Origin of the sequence: Streptomyces synnematoformans, assembly GCF_039531005.1 — a bacterium.
Classification (GTDB): Bacteria; Actinomycetota; Actinomycetes; order Streptomycetales; family Streptomycetaceae; genus Streptomyces; species Streptomyces synnematoformans.
The window spans coordinates 38,753-48,767 of record NZ_BAAAPF010000018.1 but is presented as its reverse complement, the minus strand read 5'-3'; the positions used below and the strand labels follow the sequence as shown (position 1 = coordinate 48,767).

General features: G+C 76.3%; 8 protein-coding genes. 3 read left to right on the top strand and 5 right to left on the bottom strand.

What is annotated here, in order from left to right; all coding sequences use genetic code 11:
- Positions 1-544: 544 nt before the first annotated feature.
- Genes ABD317_RS06110 through ABD317_RS06100 form a run of 3 tightly spaced genes read right to left on the bottom strand, consistent with a single transcriptional unit; the run spans position 545 to position 2,720 of the window.
- Complete coding sequence (locus tag ABD317_RS06110) at positions 545-1,342, bottom strand: class I SAM-dependent methyltransferase (protein WP_344288597.1); 798 nt, start codon at positions 1,340-1,342, stop codon at positions 545-547.
- Positions 1,339-2,007, bottom strand: coding sequence for a DUF2064 domain-containing protein (locus tag ABD317_RS06105; protein WP_037781201.1), 669 nt, complete (start codon positions 2,005-2,007; stop codon positions 1,339-1,341). Before ABD317_RS06105 ends, ABD317_RS06110 begins: the two co-directional genes overlap by 4 nt.
- Complete coding sequence (locus ABD317_RS06100) at positions 2,004-2,720, bottom strand: glycosyltransferase family 2 protein (RefSeq protein ID WP_344288594.1); 717 nt, start codon at positions 2,718-2,720, stop codon at positions 2,004-2,006. The genes ABD317_RS06105 and ABD317_RS06100 overlap by 4 nt, the downstream gene beginning before the upstream one ends.
- Positions 2,721-2,843: 123 nt before the next feature.
- Between ABD317_RS06100 and ABD317_RS06095 the strand changes: the two genes are divergently transcribed.
- Positions 2,844-3,650, top strand: a complete 807-nt coding sequence (locus ABD317_RS06095) for a response regulator transcription factor (RefSeq protein ID WP_344288592.1) — start codon at positions 2,844-2,846, stop codon at positions 3,648-3,650.
- Complete coding sequence (locus ABD317_RS06090) at positions 3,647-4,816, top strand: ATP-binding protein (RefSeq protein WP_027753139.1); 1,170 nt, start codon at positions 3,647-3,649, stop codon at positions 4,814-4,816. Before ABD317_RS06095 ends, ABD317_RS06090 begins: the two co-directional genes overlap by 4 nt.
- Before the next feature lie 78 nt (positions 4,817-4,894).
- On the opposite strand, the gene ABD317_RS06085 is transcribed toward ABD317_RS06090, so the two are convergent.
- A complete protein-coding gene (locus tag ABD317_RS06085) occupies positions 4,895-5,950 on the bottom strand; it encodes an NAD-dependent epimerase/dehydratase family protein (RefSeq protein WP_344288590.1) in 1,056 nt (351 codons plus the stop codon).
- A gap of 176 nt (positions 5,951-6,126) precedes the next feature.
- Here ABD317_RS06085 and ABD317_RS06080 point away from each other — a divergent pair, with 176 nt between their 5' ends.
- Positions 6,127-7,536 carry a family 2B encapsulin nanocompartment shell protein gene (locus ABD317_RS06080; protein WP_344288588.1) on the top strand — a complete coding sequence of 470 codons (1,410 nt, stop codon included), beginning with the start codon at positions 6,127-6,129 and terminating at the stop codon, positions 7,534-7,536.
- 54 nt (positions 7,537-7,590) lie between these two features.
- Here ABD317_RS06080 and ABD317_RS06075 read toward each other — a convergent pair whose 3' ends face one another.
- A complete protein-coding gene (locus ABD317_RS06075; protein ID WP_344288586.1) occupies positions 7,591-9,975 on the bottom strand; it encodes a phosphoketolase family protein in 2,385 nt (794 codons plus the stop codon).
- Positions 9,976-10,015 lie beyond the last annotated feature (40 nt).

Below are 10,015 nucleotides of genomic sequence, written 5' to 3'. Positions count from 1 at the left end.
CGGCCCGGGCCGGGAGGGGCCGGTCCGGCCGTGGGCAAGCCGGAATCCGGCGCGCCCGCGCCGGAAGAGACCGGTCCGGCCGCGGTCGAGCCGGGTGGCGGGTCCCGTACGACAGGCGGCACCGCGACCACCGGCCGGGTCCGCGCCGCGCACGCCACCGGCGCCACCCGGGCCCTCGGGCCCGCGGCCCTACGGCGCCTGCTCGCGCCCGGTCCGCTGCCCACCCTCGTCCTCCTCCTCGCCTCCTTCGCGCTCACCGGCTACGCCGGTGTCCGCCTCTTCGACAGGGACCCCTTCGGCGTCGCGCTCTGGTTGGCCGGTGCGGCGGTGCTGCACGACCTGGCGCTGGTGCCCGCGTACTCGCTCGTCGACCGCGGCGCCCAGCGTGTACTGGGCCCGCGGCTGATCAACTACGTCCGCTTCCCCGCGGTCGTCTCCGGGCTGCTGCTGCTCGTCTACTTCCCGCTCATCACCCGCCAGGTCGGCGGCTACGAGCGCAAGACCGCGCTGCCGGCCGACGTCTACCTCCAGCGCTGGCTGCTGCTCACCGCGGCGCTGTTCGCGGCGTCCGCGCTGGTGCTCGCAGTGCGGCGAACCGTCGTCCGCCCGCGGTCCAGCGGTCCTCCTCGCGCCAGCGGCCGGCGGCCGCGTACCGCAGCAGGGCGGGCAGCCCGACCCGGGCCCAGGGGAAGGGCGGGCCGTGCCGGGCGCGGTCCGGGAGCAGGGCCCCCCGGTGGCCGCGCGCCCCGTCCGTGACGTGCACCTGCAGCCGCTCGTCCACGTCGTCGGCCGCGGCGGCCTCCACGACCAGCCGGCCCAGGGGGCGCAGCAGCGCGGCGGCGCGGCCGAGGAGGGCGGCGGGGTCGCCGCCGATGCCGACGTTGCCGTCGATGAGGAGGGCGGTGCCCCAGCGGCCCTCGCCGGGCAGCGGTTCGAACACCGACCGGCGCAGCGCGGCGGCGCCGCGCGAGCGGGCGTGCTCGACGGCCTCGGTGCTGACGTCGATGCCGAGCGCGGGGCGGCCCAGCTCGGCGAGGGCGGCGACGAGCCGGCCCGGGCCGCAGCCGATGTCCAGCACGGGCCCGGTGCAGCGGCGCAGCACGGTCACGTCGGCGCCGTCCGGCACGCCGCACCAGCGCTCCACTTCGAGCGGCAGCAGCCATCCGTCGTGCCGTCGGAGGAAGAGCGGGCCGCCGCCGCTGCGCAGGGCGTGCGCGTAGGGGTCGGCGCCGTCCCAGGCGGCGGAGTCGGCCGCGGGCTCGCTCGCGGGGGCGGTGTCGGTGTCGGTGTCCGCGGTGTGGGTGGCGGGCCCGGCCGGGCCGCGGGGTGGGGGCACGATCATCGGGCGGCTCGGCCGGGTGCGGGGCGGTCGCCGGCCGCGAGGCGGCGGGCCGTCGCGGCGAAGCGGCCGCGCGGGGCGGCCTCGGCGACCAGCGGGACGTCCGCCGGGGTGTCCACGTCGCGCAGCGGCGGCAACTCCCGTACGCGCAGGCCCGCCCCCAGCAGCCGGCGGCGCTGCGCGGCACCGGTCCGGTCCGTCGACATCGGCACGCCGCGCAGCAGCTCCGGGTCCGGCCGCGAGAGGCCCAGCGCCCAGAAGCCGCCGTCGAGCGCCGGCCCGAGGTAGGCGTCGCAGGCCGACCAGGCGTCGTCGGCAAGGGCGGGCGCGAGCAGTTCGGCGGTGAGCTGCGGGGTGTCCATGCCGACGAGCAGCGTCGGCCCCGTACAGCCGCCGAACGCGGCGGCGAGCCGCTCGTCGAGCCCGCCGGCGGCCTGCGGTACGACGTCGAAGCCGGGCGGCAGCCAGTCGCCGGGGCTGCCGTCGAGGGCCAGCACGCGGCGCCGGGCGGGCAGGTCGCGGACGACGGCGAGGGTGTCGGCGAGCGCCGCCTCGGCGAGCTGCGCGGCTTCGCCGGGGGCGTACGCGGGGGAGAGCCGGGTCTTGACCCGGCCGGGGCGGGGCTCCTTGGCGATGACGAGGAGGGTGACGCCGGCACCGCCGCTCACCGCGCCGCCCCCGTACCCCGCCCCTCGGCGGCCCCCGCGCCGGCGGGCGACTCCGCGCCCGCCGGCGCCGTCCGCAGGACACCCCGCATGTCGTGGACCGCGTGCCACGTCCCCCGCCACGTCCCCGTCACCTTCGACCGCCCCGTCCGGGGCGCGTACGGCACGTCCAGCTCCGCGATCCGCCACCCCGCGTCGGCGGCGCGTACCACCGTCTCCAGCGGATACCCGCTGCGCCGGTCCGCGACCGCCAGCTCCAGCAGGCCCGCCCGCCGGGCGGCCCGCATCGGGCCCAGGTCGTGCAGCCGCACCCCCGTGCGGCGGTGCAGCATGCGGGCCAGCGCCACGTTGCCCGCCCGGGCGTGGAGCGGCCACGCGCCGCGGGCGGTGGGGCGGCGGCGGCCGAGGACGAGGTCGGCGGTGCCCGCGGTGACCGGCTCGGTGAGCCGGGGCAGCAGGCCGGGGTCGAGGGAGCCGTCGCAGTCGCAGAAGCAGACCAGCTCGGCCGTGGCCGCCCGCAGGCCCGCCGCGCAGGCGGCGCCGAAGCCGCGCTGCGACTCGGGTACGACGGTGGCGCCGAGTTCGCGGGCGAGGTCGCCGGAGCCGTCCGTGGAGCCGTTGTCGACCACGATCGCGCGCCAGCCGGCGGGGATGCGGGACAGGACCCAGGGCAGTGCGGCGGCCTCGTCCAGACAGGGGAGTACGACGTCGGTCATGGCCACCACCCTACGAGCGCAAAAGTGGCATAACGGACGCAAGGTTCTTACGAATCACGGACGTCGCCGACCGCCGTCCGTTCGGCCTCTGCCCACCGGCCCCACCCGTGCCACGCTGGCGCCATGGACTCCGTCCCCTCCGGCCGGTCCCGGCCACCCGGCAGCCCGGCCCGCGTGCTCGTCGTCGACGACGACCCCACCGTCGCCGAGGTCGTCGCCGGCTACCTCGACCGGGCCGGCTACACCGTCGACCGCGCCGCCGACGGCCCGCAGGCGCTGACCGCCGCCGCCACCGCCCGGCCGGACCTCGTCGTGCTCGACCTGATGCTGCCCGGCATGGACGGCCTGGAGGTCTGCGCGAAGCTGCGCGCCACCCGCCCCGTACCGGTGATCATGCTCACCGCCCGCGGCGACGAGGACGACCGCATCCTCGGCCTCGAACTGGGCGCCGACGACTACGTGACCAAGCCCTTCAGCCCCCGCGAGCTGGTCCTGCGCGTCGAGTCGGTGCTGCGCCGCAGCCGCGCCGCGGCGCCCGGCGGGGGCGAGCTGCGCGGCGCCGGGCTCACCCTGGACCCCGAGGCGCGCCGGGCCGCCAAGCACGGGGCCGAGCTGGCGCTGACCCTGCGGGAGTTCGACCTGCTGGCGCACTTCCTGCGGCACCCGGGGCGGGTGTTCGGGCGGGAGGAGCTGATGCGGGAGGTGTGGGGCTGGGAGTTCGGCGACCTGTCGACGGTGACCGTGCACGTACGGCGGCTGCGCGGCAAGGTCGAGGACGACCCGGCCCGGCCGCGGCTGATCACCACGGTGTGGGGCGTCGGCTACCGCTTCGACGCGTCCGGCGCCGCCGCCGCCCCCGGCGACGGCGGCGGCGAAGCCCCCGCCGCCCACGACCCCGGCGCACCCCCCGCCCGAGGTGACGCCCCGTGAACGACATCCTCCTCATGGCGGTCTTCGCCTTCCTCGGCGCCGCCGTCGCCGGCGTCCTCGGCGCCGTGGCCCTGCGCCTGCTGCGCAACCGCTCCCTCGTCGTCTCCGTCTCCGTCGTCGCCGCGACCGCCGTCACCGCGATGCTGCTCGGCACCCTCTCGGTGGCCCGCGAGATGTTCCTCTCCGGCCACGACCTCACCGTCGTCAGCATCGTCATCCTCATGGCCGCGGTCGTCTCCCTCGCCACCGCCGTCCTCCTCGGCCGCTGGGTCGTCGCCCGCAGCAACGCGCTGGCGGAGGCCGCCCGCTCGTTCGGCCACGACTTCGACAAGGGCGGCTCCTTCGCACCTCCCGCCGGCGACGCGACCGCCGAGCTGGCGGCGCTGAGCCGGGAGCTGGCGGCGACCGCCGAGCGGCTGGCGGAGTCCCGGCAGCGGGAGCGGGCGCTGGACGCCTCCCGGCGCGAGCTGGTCGCCTGGATATCGCACGACCTGCGTACGCCGCTGGCCGGGCTGCGCGCCATGGCGGAGGCGCTGGAGGACGGCATGGCCGCAGACCCCGGCCGCTACCACCGGCAGATCCGGGCCGAGACCGAGCGCCTCGACGCCATGGTCGGCGACCTCTTCGAACTCTCCCGCATCCACGCGGGCGCGCTGTCGCTGGTGCCCACCCGGATGTCGGTGTACGACCTCGTCGGCGACGCGCTGGCGGGCGCGGATCCGCTGGCGCGCGAGCACGGGGTACGGCTCGTCGGCGAGCCGCCGGAGCCGGGGCCGGCCGCGGCGGTGCCGGTGGAGGTGGACGGCAAGGAGATGACCCGGGTGCTGGGCAACCTCCTCGTCAACGCCATCCGCCGCACCCCCGCCGACGGCACGGTGGCCGTCACCGTCCGGGAGCGGGAGGGCGCGGCGGTGGTCGTCTCGGTCACCGACCAGTGCGGCGGCATCCCGGAGGAGGACCTGGCGCGGGTCTTCGACACGGGCTGGCGCGGCAACCACGCCCGTACGCCGGTGCCGCCCGCGGGGGCGGGACTGGGGCTGGCGATCGTCCGGGGGATCGTCGAGGCGCACCGGGGGCGTACGGAGGTGCGCAACGTGCCTGGCGGCTGCCGCTTCGAGGTCACCCTCCCCGCGGCCACGAGCCGGCCTGCGGCGGCGCCGGGTTGATCCGCCGCACCCACGGCCGGACCGGGACGGAGCCGTCCCGCCCCGGCGCCGTCCCGGTCCGGCCGCACCGCTCGCGGGCTACCGCGGCGCCGCCCCCAGGGGCGACTTCGCGAACTCCGTCACCCCCTCCTCGAACCCCACCGCCGGCCGCCAGCCCAGCTCCGCCCGCAGCCGCGCCGAGTCCGCGGTGATGTGCCGTACGTCGCCGAGCCGGTACTCTCCCGTGACCACCGGCGCCGGCCCGCCGTACGCCGCGGCCAGCGCGTCCGCCAGCTCTCCGACGGTGTGGACGTCGCCGCTGCCCGCGTTGTACGCCGTGAGCGCCCCCGCCGCCGCTTCGGCTCCGGCTCCGTGCACCGCCTCCAGCGCGCGGACGTTGGCCTCCGCGACGTCCCGGACGTGGACGAAGTCCCGCCGCTGCGCCCCGTCCTCGTACACCCGCGGCGCCTCGCCCCGCTCCAGCGCCGAGCGGAAGAAGGAGGCGACTCCGGCGTACGGGGTGTCGCGCGGCATCCCGGGGCCGTAGACGTTGTGGTAGCGCAGCGACACCGCGCGGGCGCCGGTGACGCGCGCCCACACCCCGGCCACGTGCTCCTGCGCCAGCTTGGTCGCCGCGTACACGCTCCGCGGGTCCGCCGGCGCGTCCTCCGCCACCAGCCCGGGCCGCAACTCCGCGCCGCAGCGCGGGCACCGCGGCTCGAAGCACCCGTCGGCGAGGTCGGCCTCCGCCCGCGGCAGCGGCCGTACGGCGCCGTGCGCGGGGCAGTCGTAGCGCCCCTCCCCGTATACGACCATCGACCCCGCCAGCACCAGCCGCCGCACGCCGGCGTCCGCCATCGCGGCGAGGAGCACGGCGGTGCCGAGGTCGTTGACGCCGACGTACGCGGGCGCGTCGGCGAAGTCCTCGGTGAGGCCGACCATCGCGGCCTGGTGGCAGACGGCGTCGGCGCCGGCGAGCGCCGCCGCGACGGCCTCGCGGTCCCGGACGTCGCCGCGCACGTACGCGGCGCACCCCGGCCCGGCGGCGGCCGGGTCCCGTACGTCCAGCACCACAGCCTCGTGCCCCCGCTCCGCGAGGGCGGAGACCACGTGCGATCCGATGAACCCGGCGCCGCCGGTGACGAGTACGCGCATGCCGGCGAGCCTAGGGCCGCCGGCCGCGGCGGAAGGCCGCTGCCGCGCCCGACGTCACACTCCGGTAAGACGCCGGCGGGCGGGCCGGCGAAGGCGGTCCTATCCAGCAATCCAGAAGATATTCTTACTCCTTCGAGCGATTGCTGCCGCTATGCCCGGAGCCTAGCTTCGGTGCCATGACGACCTCGCCTGAAGAAACGTCCGCGTCCGTCGAACCCCCCGACCGTCTCAGCCTCGACACCGCCGCCGCACGGAACCTCACGACGACCACCAAGACGCCCCCGCAGATGCAGGGGATCTCGTCCCGCTGGCTGCTCAAGGTGCTGCCGTGGACGGAGGTCAAGGGCGGTGCGTTCCGGGTGAACCGGCGCCTCACCCACACGCTCGGCGACGGCCGGGTCGAGTTCACGTCCGTCGGCGACCAGGTGCGTGTCATCCCGCAGGAGCTGCGGGAGCTGCCGCCGCTGCGCGCGTTCGAGGACGAGGAGGTGCTGACCGCGCTGGCCGGGCGGTTCGAGCAGCGGGAGGTCGCGCCGGGGGACGCGGTGGTGTCCGCGGGCGCGGCGGCGGACACGGTCGTGCTGGTCGCGCACGGGCGGCTGGAGCGGGTCGGCGCCGGGAAGTACGGGGACGAGACGGTCCTCGGCGTCCTCGCCGACGGCGACCACGTCGGCGAGGAGGTGCTGCTCGCCGACGACGGCACGTGGCCGTTCACCGTACGGGCCACGACCCGCGGGACGGTGCTGGTGCTCGCGCGCTCCGCGCTCGACGAGCTGCTGGAGCAGGCGGCGGGGCTGCGGGAGCACCTGGCGGCGCTCCGCGCGATTCCGCAGCAGCGGCAGAACAGCAAGGGTGAGGCGGAGATCGAGCTGGCCTCCGGCCACCGCGGCGAGCAGGACCTCCCCGGCACCTTCGTGGACTACGAGCTGACGCCCCGGGAGTACGAGCTGGAGGTCGCCCAGACCGTCCTGCGCGTGCACAGCCGCGTCGCCGACCTCTACAACGAGCCGATGAACCAGGTCGAGCAGCAGCTGCGGCTGACCGTCGAGGCGCTGCGCGAGCGCCAGGAGCACGAGCTGGTCAACAACCGCTCGTTCGGCCTGCTGCACAACGCCGACCTCAAGCAGCGCATCCACACCCGCTCGGGCCCGCCGACACCCGACGACCTCGACGAGCTGATCTCCCGCCGCCGCCAGACGCACGTGCTGCTGGCCCACCCGCGCGCGATCGCGGCCATCGGCCGGGAGTGGAACAAGCGCGGCATCTACCCGCCGCGCACGGAGTACCTGGGCAGCGAGGTCAACAACTGGCGCGGCATCCCGCTGCTGCCGTGCAACAAGATCCCGATCACCCCGGAGGCGACCAGCTCGGTCATCGCGATGCGGCTCGGCGAGGCGGACCAGGGCGTGGTCGGGCTGCACCAGACGGGGCTGCCGGACGAGATCCGGCCGGGCATGAACGTCCGGTTCATGGGGATCAGCGACAAGGCGATCATCTCGTACCTGGTGAGCACCTACTTCTCCGCCGCCGTGCTCGTCCCCGACGCGCTCGGCATCCTGGAGGACGTGCAGATCGGCGCCGGCTGACGGGCGGGGGCCGCGGGCCGCGGACGCGCCGGCCGGGTGCCGCCCGGCCGGCCGTCACTCCCGCGGGCCCGGCCACGTCCAGTCCGCGACCTCCGGCAGGTCGGTCCCGTGCGCGCGGACCCAGGCGTGGTGCCTGCCCCGTACGTCCGCCATCCGCTGCCGCAGCGCCGCCGCCCGCACGGCCAGCCCGGGGACGCGGTCGATGACGTCCATGACCAGCCGGTAGCGGTCGAGGTCGTTGCGTACGACCATGTCGAACGGCGTGGTCGTGGTGCCCATCTCCTTGTATCCGCGCACGTGCAGCTGGTCGTGGCCGGCGTGCCGGTAGGCGAGCCGGTGGATCAGCCACGGATAGCCGTGGTAGGCGAAGACGACCGGCTTCTCGTGGGTGAAGACGGAGTGGAACTCCCGCGCGGTCATGCCGTGCGGATGGTCCTCGTGCGGCATCAGCCGGGCGATGTCGACGACGTTGACGACCCGTACCGCCAGCTCCGGCAGGTGCTGGCGCAGCAGCGCCGCCGCGGCCAGCACCTCCTGCGTGGGCACGTCCCCGGCGCAGGCCAGCACCGCGTCGGGCGCCTCGCCCGGGCGCTCGGTGCCGGCCCACTCCCAGATGCCGACGCCGCGCAGGCAGTGCGCGCGGGCCTCCTCCGGCGTGAGCCAGTCGAACGACGGCTGCTTGCCGGCGACGACGACGTTGACGACGTCGCGGGTGCGCAGCACGTGGTCGGCCACGCACAGCAGGGTGTTGGTGTCCGGCGGCAGGTAGACCCGGACGGAGCCGGGGCTCTTGTTGAGGATGTGGTCGACGAAGCCGGGGTCCTGGTGGCTGAAGCCGTTGTGGTCTTGCCGCCAGACGTGCGAGGTCAGCAGGTAGTTGAGCCCCGCGACCGGGGCCCGCCAGGGCTCCTCGCCCGCGGTCCGGATCCACTTGACGTGCTGTGCGGCCATGCTCGCGACGATGTGCGCGAACGCCTCGTACGACGAGAACAGCCCGTGCCGGCCGGTGAGGACGTACCCCTCCAGCCAGCCCTGGCACAGGTGCTCGGAGAGCACCTCCATGACCCGGCCGTGCGGCCCGTGGTGCTCGTCGGTCTCCTCCGTCTCCGCCTGCCACGCCCGGTCCGTGACCTCGAACAGCTCCTGCAGCCGGTTCGACGCGGTCTCGTCCGGGCCGAAGACGCGGAAGTCGCGGCGCTCCGCGGTGTCGGCCATCACCTGCCGCAGCATGCCGCCGAGCACCCGGGTCGGCTCGTGGCGCCGCACGCCGGGCCGGTCGACGGCGACGGCGTACCGGTCGGGCCCCGGCAGCGGCAGGCTGCGCAGCAGCCGGCCGCCGTTGGCGTGCGGGTTGGCGCCGAGGCGGCGGTCGCCGTGCGGCACGCAGGCGAGCACCTGCGGGCGCGGCCGGCCGTCGGCGTCGAAGAGCGTCTGCGGCTCGTACGAGCGCAGCCACCGCTCCAGCTCCGCCAGGTGCCCGGGGTTCTCCCGCACCCCGGGCAGCGGCACCTGGTGGGAGCGCCACGTGCCCTCGACCGGCGTGCCGTCGACGTACTCCGGCCCGGTCCAGCCCTTGGGGGTGCGCAGCACGATCGCCGGCCAGCGGGGGCGGGCCGCCGTCCGGCCGCGCCCGCCCTTCGCGCGCGCGGCCTGCTGGATCTCGGCGATCCGGTCCAGCGCGGCGTCCGTGGCCGCGGCCATGTCCCGGTGCGCGCGGGCGGTGTCCCCGGGAGCCGAGCCCGCGCTGACGTGCAGCGGCTCGTGGCCGTAGCCGCGCAGCAGCTCGTCCAGCTCGCTCTCCGGGATGCGGGAGAGCACGGTGGGGCCGGCGATCTTGTAGCCGTTGAGGTGCAGGACGGGCAGCACGGCGCCGTCGTGCACCGGGTCGAGGAACTTGTTCGCGTGCCACGACCCGGCCAGCGGCCCGGTCTCCGCCTCGCCGTCGCCGATGACGCAGACCGCGACGAGCCCGGGGTTGTCGAAGGCCGCGCCGTAGGCGTGCGCGAGCGAGTAACCCAGCTCGCCGCCCTCGTGGAACGACCCGGGCACCACCGGCGCGACGTGGCTCGGCGTCCCGCCGGGGAAGGAGAACTGCCGGAACAGCCGCGCCATGCCGGCGGCGTCGCGCGACACGTCGGGGTGCGCCTCCCCGTACGAGCCGTCGAGCCAGGCGCCGGCGTAGACGGCGGGGCCGCCGTGGCCGGGGCCCCAGACGCAGACGGCGTCGAGGTCGCGGGCCCCGATGACGCGGTTGAGGTGGGTGTAGACGAGGTTGAGGCCGGGGCAGGTGCCCCAGTGGCCGAGCAGCCGCGGCTTGATGTCGCCGGGCGTCAGCGGCTCGGTGAGCAGCGGGTTGCGGGTGAGGTAGATCTGGCCCGCGGCCAGGTAGTTGAGGGCGCGCCAGTGGGCGTCGAGGTCGGCCTGCTCCTGCTTCTTCATCGTCGTCCCGTCGGCGAGGGGGCGGTGTGCAGCGGTACGG

Bases quoted from the DNA above. Each gene is read 5' to 3' on its own strand.
- ABD317_RS06075 (WP_344288586.1), bottom strand. From the start codon at position 9,975: ATGAAGAAGCAGGAGCAGGCCGACCTCGACGCCCACTGGCGCGCCCTC.
- ABD317_RS06100 (WP_344288594.1), bottom strand. From the start codon at position 2,720: ATGACCGACGTCGTACTCCCCTGTCTGGACGAGGCCGCCGCACTGCCC.
- ABD317_RS06095 (WP_344288592.1), top strand. From the start codon at position 2,844: ATGGACTCCGTCCCCTCCGGCCGGTCCCGGCCACCCGGCAGCCCGGCC.
- ABD317_RS06085 (WP_344288590.1), bottom strand. From the start codon at position 5,950: ATGCGCGTACTCGTCACCGGCGGCGCCGGGTTCATCGGATCGCACGTG.
- ABD317_RS06110 (WP_344288597.1), bottom strand. From the start codon at position 1,342: ATGATCGTGCCCCCACCCCGCGGCCCGGCCGGGCCCGCCACCCACACC.
- ABD317_RS06080 (WP_344288588.1), top strand. From the start codon at position 6,127: ATGACGACCTCGCCTGAAGAAACGTCCGCGTCCGTCGAACCCCCCGAC.